The 21,934-nt window shown below is 39.1% G+C and carries 12 protein-coding genes; 1 reads left to right on the forward strand and 11 read right to left on the reverse strand.

Going from position 1 to position 21,934, the window contains the following annotated elements:
* Window positions 1-416: 416 nt before the first annotated feature.
* The 9 genes from AB8M93_RS17570 to AB8M93_RS17615 all read right to left on the reverse strand — a co-directional run bounded on the left by AB8M93_RS17570 (window position 417) and on the right by AB8M93_RS17615 (window position 19,060).
* Window positions 417-1,418, reverse strand: a complete 1,002-nt coding sequence (locus tag AB8M93_RS17570) for a glycoside hydrolase family 43 protein (RefSeq protein WP_373060124.1) — start codon at window positions 1,416-1,418, stop codon at window positions 417-419.
* A 177-nt stretch (window positions 1,419-1,595) separates the two neighbouring features.
* Entirely contained in the window at window positions 1,596-2,738 is a 1,143-nt protein-coding gene (locus AB8M93_RS17575; RefSeq protein ID WP_373060126.1) for a glycoside hydrolase family 43 protein, read from the reverse strand.
* A gap of 32 nt (window positions 2,739-2,770) precedes the next feature.
* Window positions 2,771-3,637, reverse strand: coding sequence for a glycoside hydrolase family 16 protein (locus AB8M93_RS17580; RefSeq protein ID WP_373060128.1), 867 nt, complete (start codon window positions 3,635-3,637; stop codon window positions 2,771-2,773).
* A gap of 142 nt (window positions 3,638-3,779) precedes the next feature.
* Complete coding sequence (locus AB8M93_RS17585; RefSeq protein ID WP_373060130.1) at window positions 3,780-5,630, reverse strand: glycoside hydrolase family 2 protein; 1,851 nt, start codon at window positions 5,628-5,630, stop codon at window positions 3,780-3,782.
* A 4-nt stretch (window positions 5,631-5,634) separates the two neighbouring features.
* Window positions 5,635-8,751: a beta-galactosidase, LacZ type gene (gene lacZ, locus AB8M93_RS17590; protein WP_489671767.1), complete on the reverse strand. Its 3,117-nt coding sequence runs from the start codon at window positions 8,749-8,751 to the stop codon at window positions 5,635-5,637.
* Between the two features lie 27 nt (window positions 8,752-8,778).
* A complete protein-coding gene (locus tag AB8M93_RS17600) occupies window positions 8,779-10,749 on the reverse strand; it encodes a hypothetical protein (protein WP_373060132.1) in 1,971 nt (656 codons plus the stop codon).
* Between the two features lie 279 nt (window positions 10,750-11,028).
* Window positions 11,029-12,558 (reverse strand): RagB/SusD family nutrient uptake outer membrane protein, encoded by a 1,530-nt coding sequence (locus tag AB8M93_RS17605; protein ID WP_373060134.1) that lies wholly within the window; start codon window positions 12,556-12,558, stop codon window positions 11,029-11,031.
* A gap of 17 nt (window positions 12,559-12,575) precedes the next feature.
* A complete protein-coding gene (locus AB8M93_RS17610; protein WP_373060136.1) occupies window positions 12,576-15,614 on the reverse strand; it encodes a SusC/RagA family TonB-linked outer membrane protein in 3,039 nt (1,012 codons plus the stop codon).
* Window positions 15,615-15,751: 137 nt separating this feature from the next.
* Window positions 15,752-19,060, reverse strand: coding sequence for a DUF5107 domain-containing protein (locus AB8M93_RS17615; RefSeq protein WP_373060138.1), 3,309 nt, complete (start codon window positions 19,058-19,060; stop codon window positions 15,752-15,754).
* A 190-nt stretch (window positions 19,061-19,250) separates the two neighbouring features.
* Between AB8M93_RS17615 and AB8M93_RS17620 the strand changes: the two genes are divergently transcribed.
* Window positions 19,251-20,543: a hypothetical protein gene (locus AB8M93_RS17620; protein WP_373060140.1), complete on the forward strand. Its 1,293-nt coding sequence runs from the start codon at window positions 19,251-19,253 to the stop codon at window positions 20,541-20,543.
* 322 nt (window positions 20,544-20,865) lie between these two features.
* Here the strand turns inward: AB8M93_RS17620 and AB8M93_RS17625 are convergent, their stop codons facing one another.
* Window positions 20,866-21,315 (reverse strand): DUF6730 family protein, encoded by a 450-nt coding sequence (locus AB8M93_RS17625; RefSeq protein ID WP_373060142.1) that lies wholly within the window; start codon window positions 21,313-21,315, stop codon window positions 20,866-20,868.
* A 10-nt stretch (window positions 21,316-21,325) separates the two neighbouring features.
* On the reverse strand, window positions 21,326-21,934 hold a 609-nt coding region (locus AB8M93_RS17630; RefSeq protein ID WP_373060144.1), incomplete at its 5' end, for a relaxase/mobilization nuclease domain-containing protein.

The following is a 21,934-nucleotide window of genomic DNA, read 5'->3' on the forward strand; positions in this document are numbered from 1 at the left end:
TACAGGCAAGATTAAAAAAATATCGGGGTTTGCAAACCCCGATATTTTCTACTTACACAGTTTTTGAGATAGTCCCAGACTATAAATCACTTTTCTGCTATTATATATTAGCACATTTCGCAAACATTACATTACGAAAAGATAATCTCTTTAATTGAACCGTAGATTTATTATTAAAAGGTTTCTATCCTAGCTAATATGTCCTTTAAATATATTAATTTCTTATCTCCTAATAATTACTCAAAGTTCTTACATTCCCGCTATCCTCTTCTCTGCAGTAGTGCAGTTCAAAAAAAGGTGTCTTTTAATACAATATCACTCACCGAGAGATTTCTTCCTTATCCAGACCGACAACTGATCATTCATGTGTAATTGAGTAAAAACTTTAAAAAAACATCAGCCTACTTAATTTTCTTTTAATTTATTCCCGGAACATTACCGGATGGAAAATTTGCAATAAGTCTTTTTGTTTCTTCTGCTGTAATAGGAATCACGGTACCATGACGGGGATGAAAATTCATGGAAATATCCTCATCAATAACTTTAAAATTCTTGAGATCTTTACTTTCAGTAAATTGATATTTCCCATTCATATAAACATCATACATCAAAATGTATTTATCAGAATCTATCAGTTTAAAAACGCCTGAACCCTCCACGGCTTTATCGGTTTGATCGACATTTCCCGCAAGCGGCTCGTAACCGCTGGTAAGATTATTGGAGATCGCAACTTTAATTCCTTTGTCTTTTTCACCTTCAGTTTTGTAGAATAAATAGAATTTTCCATTTTTTTTGACAATATCACCATCTATGCTTGCGGTTTTGGCTGGATTGAAAAAAAGCTGGTCTGGAGCTGCTTCAAATCCCGTAAAATCCTCATTGGCATAGGCATAATAGATCTTGTCATAGCTTTCAGGCTGCAACATGGAGAAATAGATCATGTATTTTCCTGCTTTTTCATCATAGATTGTCTGGGGAGCCCAAACCCTCATAACTTCGGAATATTCATCCTGATAAATCTGAGGAATATCAATTACGGTAGAAGTCCAGTTTACCAGATCATCAGATTTTAACATGATCATAGCAGTATTCGTCCAACCATTCTTAGAGAGCAGATCCGTCAGAACCATATAAAAACTACCATTCTTTGTCCTAAGAATATGTGGATCCCTAACACCGCCAGTTTTACTAATCACATCGGAATTAATTATAGGATTATTATCATTAAGTGCATAATAATTATAACCATCTGAACTAAGAGCATATCGCACCGCTTCCTCACCCTGTCCATTTCCGGTGAAATAAGCAAATAAATAATTTGTATAGACTTTTTCAGTTTTCAAAGAAGCACAGGAAAATAAAATTAACCCCAGGCTTAAAATCCCAAAAGCTTTAAAAGTGAAAGTGATATTTCGCATTTCAATACAATTAAATATTTCAATAAGTTAATAGTGCTCGACGAAAATATTTTTGATTTATGCTTTTCATAACGACTACTCAATAGACATGGGGTTTTGGCTAGTTGTTTTTTTCTTGTCAGAAAGAAGCATAAACGGATAAAAGGTTGAAACAACTTTTATGAAATATTCTTTAGATCAATTTTCATCAAAAAACGATAAATCCCACTCATCCTTCCATTTGATAATCGGTTTTCCGTTTTCCCATTCTATGGGAAGCCAAATATACCTGCCATCTATATGATTATTGGGTTTCCATCGGTCAGCCATAAAAATAAAAGCATCATCTTTACCCTCAACGGGAAGAATGAATGTACTTTGTGAATGAAAAGTTTTATCAGCATCTTTTCCTTCTGCAGGATTACCTAAAGCCGACCATTTACCCATAATTGAATCTGCTACAAACGATCTTGCGGCATTTGGATCCCATCCTGTAAGTCCGGAAGTTACCATATAATATTTTCCATCTTTCTCAAAGATTGCAGGTGCCTCGTTTTGTCCGCCGGCCTGAACCCGTACCCAGTTTCCAGTAAAGTTTAAATAATCATCGGTAAGTTCAGAAATATGTAAAGTTTGATTTTCTTCTGAAGAGTGGATATGATAGGCGGTACCATCTTTATCTACATAAACGGTCATATCTCTGGACATTTGCCCTTCTTCGAAATCGCGGCGCACAAAAGATCCTTCCAATAAATTCTTTTTCCATTGGTCCGTCCACCATTCACCAATCTCTCCTTTTTTAAACTCCCGTTTCGAAGATTCTTTGAAGTTTTTTGGCCATTTCCTGGCATTAGGTCGGTATGATTTTAAATATTTAAATGGCCCTGTTGGAGTATCACTTATCGCCACCCCCGTTCTCGCCGCACTATATCCCTTTCCCTTTAGTTCAAGGTGAAACCAAAGCACGTATTTTCCGGTTTTTTTGTTATATATCACCTTTGGACGCTCCATAACGCTTCCGGCAGTAATTTCAGAATTAGGATCTTTTTCCACGGCCAGGGCTATGCCTTCTTTTTTCCAATTGTAAAGGTCCTTAGAAGAATATACATTGATTCCTACGTGGGCCTTACTATCATCTCCTTTATGTTCGCCGTACCAGTAATACGTGCCGTCTTCATAATAAATACCCCCTCCGTGAGCATTTATATGGTTTCCATCACTGTCTTTCCAGATTTTACCGGGATGAAAAGCTGAATATCTATGAGCTCTATTTTGGCAGTTTATATTGGAACTGCTGAAAATGATTAATATTAATATACTTAGAATTCTAATCTTATTCATTACTAACTAATTATTTTTCCTGTTTATAACACTTACTTCTTTTTCTGATACACCCTTACATAATCTACTATGTATTCCTGGGGAAACGCCGTTTCGGATGGATCCCCTCCGTTAGAACCCAAAGCGAGGTTTAGTAAAATATAATGGGGTTGATGAAAAGGATTAAAACCATCTGGATTATTGGTTTTACTGAGTTCAATTTCATTCAAAAGTTCATCATCAAGATAAAGGCGGATGTAATCTTTAGTCCAATCCATTTTCCAGATATGGAACTTTTCCGGCCACTCCGGGTATTTATCAAGGAAATGCTGGAACGGAATTTTTTCACTGTCCCATTTTACATATTCCTCTGAGCCTTTCCAGGCAACATTGGCAAGAATGTGAGGTTCCTTATTCACCATGTAGTATTCCATGATATCTATTTCGCCGTTCGAAGGCCATGGCTTTGTTATTCCAAGGGTCCAAATGGCAGGCCAGTTTCCTTTAGCGGTGTCTATTTTTGCGCGGACTTCCAGAATACCATACTGAAACTCTTTTTTGCCACGGGTGTTAATACTGGAAGAGGTATACTCAGCAAATTCACGATGCTTTTTCCAGTTATTACTTCCTGCCTCATAATTATTGTTCTTCACTCTTTCTCTTCGACCCTCTATGGTTAGAAAGCCTTTCATGATATTTGCATTATCTTTCTGGTACCATTGCAATTCTTCATTGCGTGTAAAACCATGTTCATAGTTCCAGAACACAGGATTCGGTTTTCCTGCTGTCTCAAATTCTTCGTTCCATATCAATTCATATCCTTGATATTTAGTTGCTATATCAGCATCTGATGTTTTAGAACCGGTTTTACAGCCTAAAATTGTCAGGCTCAAACTAATGATACTTAAAAATTTTTTCATTTTTATCAACGAGTTTAGATTGTAGTTGTTTGAATAAAGCCCTGCATAATTGCAGGGCTTTTCAGGAACATGTAAGTTTCCACACTTAATAATTGCAACCTTTACTATTGAATGATGAAGGTCGAAATCTTGTTCCCAAGGTCTATTTATATTTTTCTGCCATCTTCTTATAATACTCCTGTAGCACATAAAAAGCTTTTTTCTTGTTTCCTTCATTATCAATGAGCCCCTTTCTGTTCCAGCCTTCCTGATATTCGGGATGATTTCTTCTGGGGGACCGAAAATCTGCTAAAATCCATGGTGACATCCCAGTATAATTTTCCGGCATTCTTTTCATCATTTCTATTGTTTCTTCAAAATACCATTCCTGGAATTCTTCCGTCCAGCGCTGTTCTTTCTCCCCATGGTATCCTCCTTTTGCACCAGCCCCGGTTTCACTGAAGAAGAGTGGTTTATTATAGGCCACTGCCCAATTAGAGTTTTCTTTTGCATGAGGTAAATCTCCATACCAGCCTAAATACTCGTTAACAGAGACGATATCTGTATACCTTCCCAAAGGATCATCTACATAATTTTTGTCCCGGTTGTAACCAACTTCCAGGGCAGCTGATACTAAGCGTGTACTGTCCATGGATTTAGTTGTTTCTATTAGGTTCTTCATGAAGCTTGTGCGAACTTCACTTACAGGAGTTTCATTCCCTACAGACCAAATGATGACAGAGGCTTTATTGCGGTCTCTTATGATCATTTCTTTAAGTTGCTTTTCTGCCTTTTTATAAACTTCAGGGTTTTTAAAATCTATTGTCCAGTAAACAGGGATTTCAGACCAAACCAGCATACCAATGGAATCGGCCATTCTCGTCATGTGTTCATTATGAGGATAATGAGCAAGCCTTACCATGTTTGCATTTAAATCTTTAGCCCATTCAAACAATTGTGCAGCATCGGCTTTACTGTAGGCCCTTCTCACATCCTGCGGAATTTCTTCATGAATACTGATTCCCCGCAGAAAAATCTTCTCACCGTTCAAGAGGATATCCTTTCCTGAAGCTTCAATTTTTCTAAATCCAATCTTGTCTTTTAGTTTTTCTCCATTCAGGGTAAATACAACCTCATAAAGCCTTGGATTTTTTGGAGACCATAATTGAAGTTTTTTTGCTGAAAAATTGAAATTCGCACTATTTCCTTCAACAGGAAACTTCTGCCTGACTTTCAGTTCAGGAATTTCTACAGTCAATTCTGAAGAAATTTCCGTCTCATTTAATTTTATATTGCCCTCAATATTAAATTTGTTCTTCTTTTTTGCAGCTAATATGTCCTGTCCCGGATCCAGCTGAAGGGCATACTGCTGAATGAAAGTAGAGGGAAGAATAAGCAATTTAACATCCCTTGTAATTCCTCCGTAATTCCACCAATCTGTATTCACAGTGGGAATTTCTTCCGGATGTCTTTTGTTATCCACCTTTACTACAAGAAAATTGTCATTCTCTTTTAGAAGTCCCTTCGGAATCGCAAAATTAAAAGGAGTAAAACCACCTTTGTGCATTCCTAACTTTTTGCCGTTGAGGTAAACATGTGCTTCATAATTGGCACCTCCAAAATAGAGATAGACATTTTCATTTTCTTCTATCCCGGGAGCATCAAATTCCCTCTGGTACCAGACTGTTCCTTCATAATACTTAAAAATGTCATCCTGGGAATTCCAGTCGCCGGGCACCTGAATAGTATAAGGATCAGCATATCCATGTTCCTTCCTGTCCGATTTATTTCTTACAACAGGGCGATTCCAGTATGCTTCCGGATCATCTTCATTACGTTCTTTCCATCGGTAGTTATAAAAGCCGGTTTCATAAGGATCCACAATATAATGCCAGGTTCCATTAAGAGATATGCCCTCCCTGTTTTCTATATTGATAATCAGATTTTCCTGGGCAAAGGAAGAAAAACCTGTAACAGCTAATACAATGATTAATACTGTTTTTAAGTTGATCATTTGTTTATTTTACAAGTGAAATAGTATAGCTATAACTGTAGGTGTCATTAAGAAGACGGTATTGCTCGTGGGGCAGGGCACCCCAGCTGTTATCTCCTCCTAAACCACGCTGCTTTAAATCAAGGTGTAAAAAGACTTTGTCTTGTGGCTCCAAGTCTGTAGGGTGTTTCTGAGATTTCCAGTTACCCGGATCCAACTGTTCTGTAGGAATATTGAGAGCACTGAACCCCAGGGGTTGTTGTCCTTCTATTTTAATTCCTTTTCCCTGGTTATCCCTTAGGGCCAGCCAGCGGACTTCGGTTTTATATCCTGATTCCTGTGGGCGGATATAGGTCCAGGTAAATTGATTTTCTACCTTGTCCTCGTATTTCCCCACAAATGAAGAAGTGTTCCTGTCCTGATAGTTCTCCCAGGGCCCCCTGCCGTAGTAAAAGAGGTTCTGGTAATCCCCAGGCAAGACCATGCGCATTCCAAACCTGGGAAGCTCCGGCAGGTCTTTCCCGGTCATGTCTATTTTGGAAGTCACCTGTATATCTCCGCCAGGTTTAATTAAATACTCCACCGTATAAGGCACATCAACTTCAGCCAGTTGAAATTCTACTGTTACAGGGAGGCCTTCTGCAGTTTTATCCCCAACCTCTACGTTTTTCACCGTTGGGTTTTCATTGGTGGCTTTTTTCCATACGCCTAGCTTCTCAGGCATTTTGTTTCCGAAGTCATTATCGGTAGGTGCCCTCCAGAAGTAAGGTTCTGGAAATTCGGAAATTACTTCGGTATCTTCATTTTTAAAATGATACTGCTGAAGTTTTCCTGATTCCAGGTCAAATTCACCTTTTACAGTATTGGTACTGAAGCTCAAAATTCCATTCTTAACATTGTACTGCAGGTTTTCATCAGCAGCAGGTTGGGCGTTGTTTACAAAATAATTGTTATCTCCTAAAGAAAATTGTTCACGGGCAATCTCGTGGTCTTCAGGAACAAGTTCTGTAGCTTCTGATGTATAAGCATATACATTTAAGAAATACTCCCTATCCTGAAGTTGAGGCAGGGTTAGATTAACTGTCTCTTGCTCATTTGGTTCCACGGAAACTTCAAAGTTTACGGTTTCCACCACATCTCCATTACCAATTAGCTCCCACTTGAAATTGTACTTGTCAAGATTGGTAAAATTGAATTTATTGGTAATATTTAAAGTTTGATTGTCCAGTTCAAAGTTGATATCCTGATGGACTTTTTTTACTTCCTGTAGGGCGGGATGTGGATTCCTCCCTGCATCTACAAGGCCATTGGCATTAAAATTCTGGTCGTTGTGCAGGTGCGCCCCTCCAAGGTCGCCCCCATAGGCCCAGAACTTTTCTCCTTCCTTGGTTTTTGTTTCCAGTCCCTGGTCTACCCAGTCCCAAATGAATCCTCCCTGCATATGTTCACTGCTGTTGATGATATCCCAGTATTCCTGGAAATTCCCGTTACTGTTTCCCATCGCATGGGAATATTCACACATAATATATGGTCGTTCTTTGGTTTCATCTTCAGCGTAACTTTTCATACTGCGGATACCGGGATACATGGGTGCTACAATATCGGTATTCCGGTTTTCGCCGGCCTGCTCAAACTGCACCATACGGGTAGTGTCCCTTTGTTTGATCCAGTCGTAGGCGTCATAAAACACCTGGCCGTTACCACTTTCATTCCCCATAGACCAGATGATAATGGAAGAGTGGTTTTTATCACGCTCCACCATACGTTTAATCCTGTCCATATGAGCAGGAGCCCAGTCCGGCAGGTAAGCCGGGTGTTTGGTCTTATCAAAATTGCCTTGCCATTCCGCGCCCATGGCGTGAGTCTCAATATTGGCCTCATCTACAATGTACATTCCGTATTTATCTGCCAGTTCGTATAATTCTATCCCATGCGGATAATGACTCATCCGAATCGCATTGATATTATTACGCTTCATTAATTCAATATCCTTTATCATCATTTCCCTATCCGGAACATGGCCTTTGGTGCCGTGATGTTCATGTAAATTCACTCCTTTTACGGTAATGGGTTCACCATTCACCATCAACTGGGCATCTTTAATTTCTACTTTCCTGAAACCTGTCATTCCTGAAATTACTCCCAGCGTTTTTCCTTTTCTGTCTGAAAGGCTTATTACATAAGTGTATAGGTTAGGAAATTCCCCGCTCCATTTTTCAACATTTGGAATGGTGGTCGAAAATTGCACATTTTCATCTGCGGAAAGCTTTTTCTTTTCTTCTGAAAAGACTTTTGAACCCTCAGGGCTAAAAAGTTCAACTTTTATTGCCGGCTTTTTGATCTTACTATCTTCAAACTTGCGAAGATCCACATTCATATTAAAAATACCTTCCTGATATTGATTATCAAGGCTACTGGTTGCCCAGTAATCCCAGATGGTGGTTTTTGGCAGTGCCTGCAGGTAAACATCGCGCTCAATTCCACTTAAACGCCAGAAATCCTGGTCTTCCAAATAGCTACCGTCATGCCATCTAAATACCTGCACCGCCAGTAAGTTTTCCCCTTCTTTCAGGAAAGGAGTGATGTTAAATTCGGCAGGGGTTTTGGAAGCTTTGGTCATTCCGGCTTCCTGGCCGTTTACATAGATTTGGGCATAGCCTGAAATAGAGCCGAAATGAAGGAGGATTTCCTTCTTATCCCAATCCTGGGGCACGGTAAAAGTCGTCCTGTAACTCCCAACCGGATTGTAATCTTCATCTATAAAAGGCGGGTTTTTAGGAAAAGGGTAGGTGACATTGGTATAAATAGGAATATCAAATCCTTGCAGCTCCCAATTTGAGGGAACCTTAACATTTTCCCAGTTACTATCATTTAGTCCGCTTTTATAAAAATCTCTTGGTCTTTGCACCGGGGTTTTTACTATATGGAACTTCCAGGTGCCATTCAGGCTTTTATAATATTCTGAAGCTTTTTTATCAGCTTTTTTTGCTGCTGCTTCGTTTTTATATAATACAAACTGCGCATGGGCTTCTTCCTTGTTCCTGTCAAGAATTTTTGGATTCTCCCATTCGTTTTTGATTTGCTGACCCATTCCAAGTATGGTACTTAAAAAGCTAAGCAGGATTAAAAAAATTTTCTTCATGTTTTCTTTTTTTGAGAGCCAATTTTTTTAGTAGTGGATAGGATTAATTCTTTTAATTTCTCCTTTATAAGGCTCAACCTCATCGGTTCCAATTCTATAGATCCGTTCATTAGTGATGGTCATGGCTTCTGTTAGCTCGGGGTACGGCAAATTGTTCATGTCCACAACTCCTATGTTATAGTTCTCTCCGTCAAAACGACCGTAGATCGGTTGATCAATCCACTGAAAATAATGCATACCGATTAGCTCCGGTCTCGAAAAACCTTCCTCTACATAGTTCCTGTAGGCTTTGCCTCTGTCTTCCTGGGTAAACACTCCTGTAATCCCGGTAGCAGGTAAGGCTCGATCTATGGCTCCGTGATGAAATTCCCCAATCATAATAGGTTTTCCACTTATCTCAGCAATTTCATTGGTTTCTGGTGGTTTTATACCATAACCGTTAATGGAGAAGACGTCAAATCGTTCGCCTGCCTTGTAAAGCAGATCTGAACTTATCCAAGCATACCGCATTCCAAGGTTAAGATGATTGTTATCAATTTTTTCTACTTCATCACAGGGAACATCTACATACCGGGCAACCATAATCTCAGAGAACTCATAGAAATCACTGTCTGCAGTTTCCGAAGGATATTCCTTGAATGTCTGTGAAGACAATTCTTCAAATTCCTGAAGGTCTAATTGCCAATTTTTATTAAAAGCCTCGATATCTCCATTGTATTTCCGGGATATCCAATTGATAAATTCGCTCTTGGTTTCCGAGTGTTGATCTGTACCAAACATCTCATATGCCAGATTGTGATACCCGAAAGCCCATTGTGGCTCATTTCGCAGGAAATATCCAATCATGTACGGATCATCCTTAAAATCGTGCAACTGTTCAGCAAACTTTTCGGAGTTTTCCTGAAACTCTTTAGAAAAAACGTCAGGAAAATCCCTATATAAACGGACCTCTGTGGAAGGAAAATCCTGAAGAGGGAGCACATAAGGCAGTTGATTTTCCTGGATGAACTCCAGATCAGACCAATTTCCAACGGTATTAAACCGGTATTTACTCATCAATCCTTTCGCTATTGTCGCCCATTTCTCCTTCGGATTTTTACCAAAAGCTTTTATCATATTAGCCTTGTAAAAATCCATCTCCCGACCATCTGATTTATCAATAGCTGCCCCAAAAGTACTATCTCCGTTCTTCGGAAGCCACTCAAAAAGATCTTCACTGTCATTTATAGGACCAGAGGAACCATATCTCATCACATCCACTCCAACACTTAAAAAAGCGTTTCCTTCAGGATCTACCAGCCACCAACGATCCTCGTCATGCTGCGTCCTGAAAAACCCCGTGGCTTCAAACCGCTTCTCCAGCCAACCACCATATTTGCTCCAGTTATCCGGTAATGTTGCTTTTTGGGCCATTTCATACAATTGAGCATTCTGTTTAGCCAGTTCGCTGGAATCCTCTATTTTTCCTTCCCATGTCCTTGATTTCCATTGACCAAATTCATCGATGACAGGCTCTTCCAACAGAGGATAAGGCTCAGGTAAATCTTTGTTTATGGATATCGCCGCCAGTTCAAACTCTGGTGTAAGATAAGGTTCATCATAAGGACCAAAACGTAACACTACTTTTACTATATCCGCAGGATCTAAACGATTCCCAGTTACTGTTCCTTTCAACTGTCGCGGGAATCGGGGAAGAAATATTTCCTGTGCGTCCAAATAGCTCAAGGGGAAAACCACCTGTGTCTTTAAATTCGGTAGAATTCCCATAAGTGAGGAAATCCAGGGGGGCGCTGCATCTCCTCTTCCGGTCACTTCACCCCCCTGAACGATTAGCTCTTCTGTTGTGTATTCTCCGGTTTCTTTAAAAAATTCAACATTGATAACGCCGCTGAATTCATTATCCCCATATAGTCCAAAAATAAGATAACTTCCTTTAGTCCAATCTTGTTCATCTCCCTTCTCCCAAATTACAACACCAGTGCTATTTTTTTTTGGCAAGACCTTTAGGACTTGGCCCTCAAAATGTTCGCTGAATTTTACGAGTGTGCTGTTCAAATTGTTCTCGGCTATCTTCTTTAAATTAAGAGTTTGAATAGCGGCATCCTCTTTCGTTTTACAAGACGTTGTCACAGCTATCATCAAAAACGATAAGAAATAAATGGAATTAGACAGTGGATGGGGTGTAAACTTTTTCATTATCTTATTATTCTGAATGTTATGAAGCTCTATTATTCAATGATTTTTTAAAGCAGAGACCATTTTTTAGAAAAACTTTCTTTACCACTCGTTGTGTTGATTAAGGTTCTCATTCACATCGATCTCTCCTTGTGGAATCGGCCATTTGTAAGAAATGAAACTCCTTGGACGGACATCGGGATAACCAAGATCTAAAAGTCGCTGATATTCGCTGTCCATATATTCCTGATATACATCATCCAATTCTTCCCAGCGCACCAGGTCAAAATAACGCAGTCCTTCAAAAGCAAGTTCCACTCTACGTTCATGTTTTATAACTTCCATCAACTCCTCCTGTGACAGTCCGATTCCCGCAGTCTCTTCGACACCCGGCATATCTACCCTATCCCGTACCTGGTTAATTAATTCAATGACTTCGCTTTCATCATAAGCACCAGACTGAACTAATGCCTCAGCACGCATTAAGAGTACATCGGCAAACCGAATAACATAGAAATCCTGAGGACTATTAAAATGATCTTCATTATTCTCTTCTTCGGTATATTTTCTCTGAAAATAGTAATCTTCATCAATGGTCACAGGTTCTCCTTTCCAGGTATCCCCGTTTGAAAGTAGCGTGGCACTGAACCTGGGATCTCTGTTCTCGGAGGGGATTTCTGGATTATAAAGTGAGGATTCTTCAATAGGCTCTCCTTCAATTGTATAAAAAGCTTCCGCCAGATCAGGTAAAGCCCGCTGGTAATCAATATATCCCCAATAAGCTGCAAAGGAGGAACCTTCATCAATAATCCGGTCAAAGGCCACCCGAAACACCACCTCATTACTATTTTCATTCGCAACAGAAAACAGAGCATCATAATCGGGAGCCAAAGAATAATATCCAAGATCTATAACGTCCTTCGCTCTTGCTGCTGCTTCCGAGAATTGATCATTATAGAGGTAAATCCTGGAAAGCATAGCCAGAGCGGCCCCTTTATCAATTCTGCCAAATTCCGAAGGGGCAATATCTGCAGGGTTCGGCAAATCATCTATAATTGCTTCGAGATCCTGAGTAATAAAAGCATAGATTTCACTGCGGTCAGATTTTGGTACATCAGCTTCCTCAACAGCTTGTGGTTCGGTGATCAATGGTACATCTTGATAAGTCATTCCCAATAGATTATAAGAGGTAGCTCTTAATACTTTAGCCTCGGCTACGATACGGTTTGCTATTTCTTCATCAATACCGGGAATTTCAGGGACTCGAGCTATAACCCTATTTGCTCGGCTTATTACCCGATAGTTAGCAGTCCAAAAATCACCAATTAGCCAAGAAGTAGCGTTATGCTGCCCAATTGCTATAGGTGCGCCAGCCATCCATTGCCAGGCAGTATAGCCATCGTCGGTCAAGTAATCTAGCCTTGTCACTCCCCCTGTATAGGGATCAGAATCAAACAAGTATGGATTTTGCAGTGCCGAATAAATACCCATTAGAGCCATTTCTGCATCGGCTTCATTTGACCAGAAGTTATCAGATCCCAAATCATTCAAGGACGTTCTATCCAAAAAATCGTCTGAACATCCCACCAAAGTTATCAGTAGAATAGTAATATATAATTTGAAGTATTTCATAAGAATATTTTTTTATATTAAAAGGTAATATTTATACCGAAAGAATAAGCTTTTACCCCTGGGTATGAAGCACTTCTTACGTCACTTGATTCAACTTCAGGATCAAATTCCTCGACATCCGTAAATGTATACAGGTTATTCCCAACAAAATATAATCGCACCTTAGGAATAGCGAGTTGCTGAGTAAAAGATTGAGGTATATTATACCCTAATTCCATAGTTTTTAATCTTAAATAGGAAGCATCTCTTAACCAGAAGGTTGACATATTGTAATTGTTTGCACTGTTACCAAACCTTGGATAAGCCGCATCTCGATTTGTCTCTGACCAGTTATCAAGAATTGAGTTGGTGAACTGACCAATATTCTCAGTGTTATACCAGAAAAAACGTTCAATACCCGAAACGCCTTGGAAGAAGAGGTTCAGGTCAAACCCTTTAAAGGCTCCTCCTAAGTAAAAACCATAGTTGTACTTCGGATAAGGATTACCTATGATCTGCCTGTCGTACTCTGCAGTTATTTGTCCGTCGGGAATACCTTCAGGCCCACTAATATCTTTATACCGGATATCTCCAGGCCGTAATGTTCCCCATTGAGAGGCTGCGTTTTCAATTTCCTCCTCACTGTCAAAATAGCCATCGGCTACATAGCCATAGTACGCTCCGATTGGATGCCCCACTCTATTAATAGTATTTCCACTAATCCAATTCTCCAGACCTGCAATATCCTCGATTACATTTTTCACCGTAGAGAAATTAAAGCCCGCAAAGTAGTCGAGGTCCCCAACATTGTTTCGGTAGCTTACATCTGCTTCCCATCCTTTATTGGAAACTTCAGCTGCATTCTGATAAGGACCATTATTTACCCCCAAAGTATTAGGAATTGGAAGCCTTATAAGAATATCAGAAGAATTCTTCTGAAAGTAGTCGGCAGTTATTTGCAGTCTGCTGTCAAAAAAGTTTACATCAATTCCAACATCACTAATTGTAGTGGTCTCCCAGGTGATGTTTGGATTAGCCAGATTGTTCACCGCAACGCCTCCCGCTATGGAACCGCCTAGAATGTAATCGGCTCCTGTAGCGATATTCTGAACATAGGCGTAATTACCAATTTCTTGATTACCCAATTGACCCCAGCTACCTCTTAATTTCAAAAGGGAAATTGTCGAACTATCCTTTAGGAAATCTTCATTACTAATGATCCAGCCGGCCGAAAAGGAAGGAAAAAGTCCATACCTAGATTCCTGTGGCATCCTGGAGGAACCATCATAACGCAGGTTCATTTCAAACAAATATTTTTTGTCCAGCGTATAGTTTAATCGTCCGAAGAAGGACTGTAGAGCTACTTCATAAGCATTCCCATCAACTTGTGGATTACTTACACCTGCTCCCAGCTCTCGCAATTCATTATTGGGGAAATTCTGGATATAGCCGTACATATAATCATTTCTTTCTTCCTGTGCGGTATGTCCAAGCAACACGGTAAAATCATGTTTTCCTAATGACAAATCATAGTTTAAAAGATTTTCGAATACAAACCGTTTAAAAGTGGTATTATTATTACTTAAACTATTATTTATATTCTGGTTTACTACTTCTCCCTCCCCACTAAACTGTTGGTAAGTGGGAACGAATCTGGTATTAATTGAAGAGCTATGAATGTTGGCCAAACTACTGGTAAAAGTTAATCCTTCAAGTAACTCATAACTCGCAAACAATTTTCCTTCAACCCTAAACTGCTCAGTTCTACTATCACCGGTAGTAGCCTCCCATAAAGGGTTTCTGATGATCATCCCACCATCTGGATAAAGACCGTCCACAAATCCATATTCTCCGCTGGAATACCTAATAGGCACAGTAGGTTGTGTAAACCTCCTTAGAGAATAAAGTAGGTTGTTCTCGAAATTTCCTGGATTACCTACCGAACGCAAAGATGGTTCGCCAGTTTCCCGGCTAAAACCATAGATATTCAATCCTATTTTTAATTTTTCGGAAACATCCACATCAAGATTACTTCTAAGACTTTTTCTATCTGTATCGGTTCCTACTACAATTCCTTCCTGGTCCAGAAATTCTCCGGAAATCATATAACGGATATTTTCTGTGCCTCCATTGACTGAAGCTGAATGCGTTTGTAGTATACCGGTTTGGGTCACTGCGTCCCACCAGTCAGTATTGGCAAACCTGTCAGGATCAGAACCATTCCTTATTGTCTGAATTTGCTCATCCGTATAAACAGGATTTCCACCCTCGGCCATAGCCCATTCGTTCCTTATCATTGCCCAATCGTATGAGTCGAGAAAATCGGGTTCTACGACCGGCTCTTGAAATGCTACATTGCTACGTATATTAATAGTAGGTTTTCCTGACTTTCCACGTTTGGTGGTTACCAGAATCACTCCGTTTGCTGCACGCACCCCATAGATAGCGGCAGATGCGGCGTCTTTCAGAACGCTCACACTTGCAATATCTGTGAGAGGAATTTGATTTAATTGACTCTGTACTCCATCAACAATTACTAAAGGTTCCTGTCCAGCATTGAAAGAACCTATCCCCCTAATCCTTATCTGAGGATTGTCATTTCCGGGTTGTGCACTGAAATTGCTAACCGTTACTCCAGGGAGTCTGCCCTGTAATACACTCGCAGAATTTCCTGCAGGAATAGCTTCAAGTTCATCCATGTTAACAGAAGCAACCGATCCTGTTAAATTAACTTTCTTTTTGGTTCCATATCCCACCACTACGACCTCATCCAATGCAGCCGCTTCTTCCTTCATAACTATATCGATTTCGCTACGTCCGTTTACTTCTAAAGTCTGAGCTGTAAAGCCTACAAAGCTCACAACTAAGGTGGCATTTTCAGGAACTTCAATGGAATAGTTGCCATCAAAATCTGTCATGACTCCATTGTCAGTCCCTTTTTCCAAAATATTGACACCGGGAATAGGTACACTGGTGTCAGCTTCAGTTATCGTTCCCGTCACCGTAATAGACCCTTGAGCAAACATACCGGGTTGAAACGATAGAATTAATGTGAATAAAATTAAAAATTTTCTCATAAGGTTTAATGGATTATAATTGCTTAGTTAGTAAAGTTTATCAGATATTATATTGTTTTAGTAAATCAAGTCTTTTCTCAGATTAATCATAAATTTTAATTTGAAATAAAAAACATCATTGCTGGATTGTCTAAAGATTACCTATTCATCATAACTTTTGCCCATAGGTTATTTTTATAGGCATTTATAGAAGCCTTTAGAAGCTCATTGGCTTTATCTACATTCTTTAGTCCTAAATTACCAAGTGCCTCTAGAAAATAGGCATGCGAAGCAGCCTTGTTGTTCCCAAATGTAACCTGCCCAATCCCAACTGACCTGTTATCCGTTTCGCCACCCCTCAGATCTTTTCCTTTATTGATTAGATTATTAAAAAGTTGTTTTGCTTGGATGGTCTTCTCTAATTTTTCAAGTGATTTTCCTTGAAAAAAAAGTAGCTCGGTCATTCCAGGTCCATTTTGAGAGGCGACACTTTTTTGAAATTTATCTTTGGCTTGCCGATTTTCTCCCATCTTTTCGTAAGCTTCTCCCATAAAGAAATAGATCATGGCATTTTTCTCATCATTGGTTGGCTTTCCTACTTCCAAATTTTCTGGATATTCTAATGCTTTTTCCAATTCCGTCACGGCAGTTTCATATTTTTTGTGATCCATCAACTCCAGTGCCTTTAAAGTATGGGTATTCACATAATGCCAGTAGATCTCTCTTCCTCCTTCCCAAGTTCTAAAATGATGAGTATTCAAAAAGTTTATGGCTTCATCAAAATTCCCGTTCAAATTCAACAATTCAACATAGGTTTTTGGGGCAGACACATCTTTTTTAACAATATCAAGATTGTTTCGTAGAACGGTTAGATTTTCTTTTAAATCGAAATCAGACTCGTCGTAGTACTGTGATAGTTCATCATACCAAAGGGGGTACGTGTTGTTCAATGAGATGGCCTTGGTCATATATTCTATGGCCCTGGCAGGATCTTTTTGATGGTAAAAAGCACCAAAAGCAAGATTTCGCCACACCATAGCATCAGGATTGCCTACCTCACTGGCCTTTTCCCACACGTCCATGGCATCCTCAGGCCTTTTATCATAAAGTAGATTGCCCAATAAATAATAAGCTGTTGCATCCTGATTATCAATTTTCATAGCATTTCTGAGTACTTTTTCTGTTTCTGACCTGTACGGAAATACATAATCCAAAGAACCGCCTTTAGCCTGTTTTTGTGCTTCCAAAGCTTTCTCATTTTCGCTTATTTTGGCATAAAACCAGGATAGGTAATATGAGGTTAACGGGTTCTTGGTATCTTCAATTTCTGATAAAAGAGATATACCATCTTTTAGCAAGCCTGCATTCATGTACCAGGTGGCAACTTCCAGGTAGTCATTTTCTACATCCTGCATGTTTTTCTGCCATTTCACCAAAGATCCATCCCCATTTAATAGACTTTCTTCGTAAAGTGCCGCAAAATTCAACGGATCATAGGCTAACAGATGCTCCATCAATTCTTTGGCTCTTTCTTTTCTTCCTAATTTTCGCAGGAGTGCACTGTATAATATATTTATTCTACCATCTTTGGTATTTGTAGAATAAGCTTCTTTTATGTGATCGAGAGCTTTTTCATAATTGCCCTTTTTACTTTCCAGCTGCGCCAGTTCGAAATTACCCGAAGCAGACCATTGGTAATACCACGTAGCCCGTCCGAAATTCCTATAGGCATCATCGAACTGTCCTAGTTCTTTCTGTGCTAATCCCATATAATAATAAAGTTCTCCTTCTTTAGGCTGATGGTACTTTATGTGGAGTTTCTCTGCTGCGGTATTCAGATAAGGAAGGGCTTCTTGATATTTGGTTTGATTGATGCGGCGAATTCCCAGGGCAATATTTACCCTGTAATCATCCGGTGATTTTTCCAGCGCTGCCAAATAATAATCATCGGGATCTATTCCCGCACGACTAAACTGTTCCACAAAACGTCCTGTAAGATAGAGGTCTTCCACCGATTCCAGTTCTTCAGGTTTTTTCACCTTTTCCTGTGGTTCCGGCAATTCCGGATGCTGTGGTTTATAAGGAGTGTAGGACACCAGTTGATTGCCTTCACTATCTTTCAACTCAACATGTAACTTATATTCGTCTAGTGCTCCTTTTGCTTTATAAGTGGCCGTAAAAGGAGTAGCCGGATCAATGTCTATTGTTTTTTCAACCAAGACCTCGTTCCCATTTTTTAGGCTTAAGTGTGCATTCTTAAAAGCCCTGGTAGTATTAAAGCCATAGAAAACGGTTTTGTCATTTCTCATTTGGAGGGTTACGGAAGCATCTGTAGTTGCATTTTTTACAATTTCGAGATTGCGGATGGGGTACCAATAATTTTTGGCATCTTTTACCGAGTGTGGAAGTATCCAGCTATAATCAGGCTGATTGTTTGAAAAAGTACCCGTCATCAGCTCCACATAGGCCTTTCCATCATCGGTAAGTTTACGCCTCGCATTCTGTCCTTGTAATCCAGGACCAAATTGCCACAGTTTTGAGGTGCTGTTTTCTATAGGATCGCCTACATGCACGGTACCTGCATTTTGGCTGTAATCATATCCGCCGATAAAACCTTCTTGGGCATCCCACATAAAAAAGGATACTGGATTAGGATGGTTTTTCCACCAGGTAAGGTCTACTCCGCTCGTATAATCTGTACCTTGATATTCTTCATGGGAAATTGGCCACTCTGTAAAACTGGAATTGTTGTGGAAAACTCCAATTTCCTGGCTTGGGGGCCAAAAAGTTCGAAAGTCCTTATTTGCTGTAATGGCTACATTCGCCCAAAAGAGAAATGTTTTTGTGATGTCACTTGTATTGCTAATGCGATAATTTACCTCTATATAAGAGCGGCCGGGACGTAAAGTCATCCCTACCACCCCGCGCATATCCATAGTTTTTTCGGTTTCACCAATCCATATTGTTGCACTACCATCCTCATTTTTTACCATTCTGTAGTCGCTGGGCAACATAGTAGTGGTTCTGTGATGATGTGGAAAGCACCATTCAATACCTCCTGAAACCCATGCCCCGAGTGTGCCTATAAGATCTGGTTTTATCACGCTATTGGTATGGAACAACTCGTGCCCGTTTGTTTTATCTATAGCAGAAAAGAGACGACCTCCAAAAGCGGGAAGTACTTTTACCTTAAGATATTCGTTTTCCAGATAAACCATTTCATATTGGGTATCAACAAGTTCGCTTCCCAAAAGGGTCTGTGAAGGATATGGATAAACTTTCCCCTGAGCCCCTTGGACAGCCCTACCAGTATAAAAAACAGGGCTGGTTTCATCTTTTTCCATTTTGTAGGTGGGAATGAGCTCTGTTCCTTCATATATTTTTACCTGTGCAATAAAATTTTCACAATGGAGTAATATAAAAATGATAATTACCTTTAAAATACTATAACGTTGTAGATGTTTCATTTTTATTTATTTGTTTTATAAAAAATCCGCCTTTTTAATGTTTAGAAAGAAAGCCCTTCACAATAGAAAGCCATTTTAAATTCTCTATCTTTACGAAAAGATTAACCAATTTTAATAATAAATTCACAATTTCCTTAATCTAAGGCTATTCAAAGCTTGTTCAAAGTTTTGCATATTTTTTGAATACGAGATGACAGACCAGAAATACTTACAATACTGTCTATATCAGATAGAACAAAAATTAAATTGGGTAGAATCTCAATCTTGGAAAGAAACTGATTTCTTGCGCTTATCGGAAATAATTTCTGAGCAGACAGAGATATCTATAAGCCCACATACACTCAAAAGACTTTATGGAAAAATAAAATATAAAAAACAATATAATCCGCAAAGAGCTACCAAGGATGCACTAGTTAAATTTCTAGGCTTTAAAGACTGGACAGAATTCACAAGTTTACATGAGGCTGAAATCAGTCATGAAGCCCCTCAGAATAAGAGACAATTATGGGAAAGAAAAAATATTAAAGTAGGAGTGCTGGTTCTAATTATACTTGTGCTCTTTATTTTTCTTATTCAAAGGTTTGATAAACAAGTAAATAATTTTGAGCAGCAAAATCCAGAATTGGTCTGGTTTAAGATAAAAGATTCTATAGGTTATGTACCCAACACTGTATCCGTAAGATACGATATCCAAAAGTTAGTTTCTGATAGCTTATATATTGATTTTGATTTCACTCATCCTATAAATGGACCAGAGATAGTAAAATTAAAAAAACAACGTTCTTTTTATAACTATACCTTTCAAATACCAGGTTATTACCACATAAGTCTAAATAATAATGACCGTGAGCTTGCTACTAAGAATGTTCTTGTGATGTCGCAGAATTGGGATAGCTATTTTTTTCCTGAAATTAAACCAGGACGTTGGCTCGATAACAAAATACAATCTCCGAAAAGCACGGGATATTTGTATTATTCTCCTGAAGATTTAGCTGAAAAAGGTTTCAACATAAAATCTGTTTTCTACATAGACCATCAACTTTTTAGAGAATTTGGAATCAGCGGGGACAATTTTGAAATGGAAGTGAGGTTTAAGAATTCCGAAGAAACAGGTGGAATTACCTGCTATGATTTTCTTACGAATCTATATTGTGAAAAAAATCTCATCTATTTTACACTAATGGAAATAGGATGTTCGGGATATTCAGGGATAAAAGTAGGTAATACAGAAATGACCGGAGGTGAGGAAAACCTTTCTTCTTTTACGTTTAATTATAGGCGTTGGAACATCTTTCATGTTGTTGTAAAAGAGAAAAAAGTGCGGGCATATATTAATAACAAATTGATATATTCCGGTTCTTATCAGAGCCCGAATGGTGATATTGTAGGCCTTGAACATAAGTTTAAAGGCACTGGGATGTTGGATTATATACGATTAAAAGATCTGGGCACACAAAAGGAATTTTTTGATGATTTCGAATAACGAAGAAATTTTTGCTCACAAAGTTAGTATTATGAAAATCCTACAAACAGAAGACTTTTGCTTTTTAAATTAAATTCTCAATTTAAAGCCAGCTTTCATTACCAGACGCTTATAATTAAAACCCCCAAATCTACCATAACTTATCTGCGCATGGATCCTGTGCTGTTTTTATAGCGTACGGGAAGTTAAGCGTGAAATAAAAACAGCAAAGGGCGCATCCTACTTATGTTTTTACTGTAAATTTTTGCTTGTTTTCAGGGCTTTCGAAAAGATTTACTGTAAAAAGTAACTTTTGCGACAAGGCCAATTGTCATGACAAATCCTACTTCTGATCTTCCAGCCACTGGCAATATTCCTCTTTTATATCAGGATATGCTGCAAAAAAATCCTGTTGCAGCTGATTTTCTGATTCCAGAATCAGGCGGTAAACTTTGAAGCTTTCTTCCTGTTGTGCATTGGCGGAATAACTAAAATATCCGAGCATGCCCAAAGCAGTTATTCCAAGTACGGCGAAAAGGATAATCAGGTAATCAGGAATAAGCCTGACATTTTTTAGTTTCTTATCAATGCTTCGCAGGATTTCATCCCTTTCCTGGTTTTGCGCTTCCTGTTTTTTTAAAAATGTGGCCAGGTTCTTTTCTAAAGCTTCGGTGCTGATGGGAATACTCAGCTCAAATAGTTGCCTGGAAAGCAGTTGAAGCTGCAGCACAGCTTTTTTAAAATCAGCCATTTCATCGGCCATCAGTTCCATGATTTCATCTAGTTTTTTCATCGCTTAAAATTTAATATCCCATGCCTATCCCGGTATCACGTACTATTTTTACAGCCCCTTTGACAATATCCTTAGCTATTTTAGTGGTTAAATTGGAGCTGAGTTGTACTGTTTTGTTTAGGAGTTGAAGGCTTTTCGGCGCTTCTTTTAATAATGTAAAATTCCTGTTTTGGGAGATTTGCGCAATAAGCCTGTTACCGCTCATGCTACGATCTACCTGGCTCGCTTTCAAGTTGACCCCTTTATATTCCATTCTAAAACCCTGCAGCTGGTTGGACTTGTTGATCGTAGGAATAACGTTTACTTTATGATCCTTCATTCTGTGGATATACTCATCCAGAGATTTGGGTCTTGTTCTTAGAACTTTATCATTGATGTTTTTGATTTCCTGCCGGATTCCTTTTAATTCCAGGAGCCTTTCGTTTTGTACTTCCTGCACCGTGGTTAGCCCCAGTTTCTGGGCCACATGATCTGCAGCCAGCTGGCTTCGCTTTCCGATAAAGCTGTCTTTATAGATTTCCCCAGACAGGCTGATCCTGTTGGCATAGATATGAATATGGGTATGTGCTTTGTCACGGTGGACAAAGCCAATGGCCTGGTGGTTTTGAAGCTTCATCTG

Origin of the sequence: Autumnicola aciditolerans, from assembly GCF_041679265.1 — a bacterium.
Lineage (GTDB): Bacteria > Bacteroidota > Bacteroidia > Flavobacteriales > Flavobacteriaceae > Autumnicola.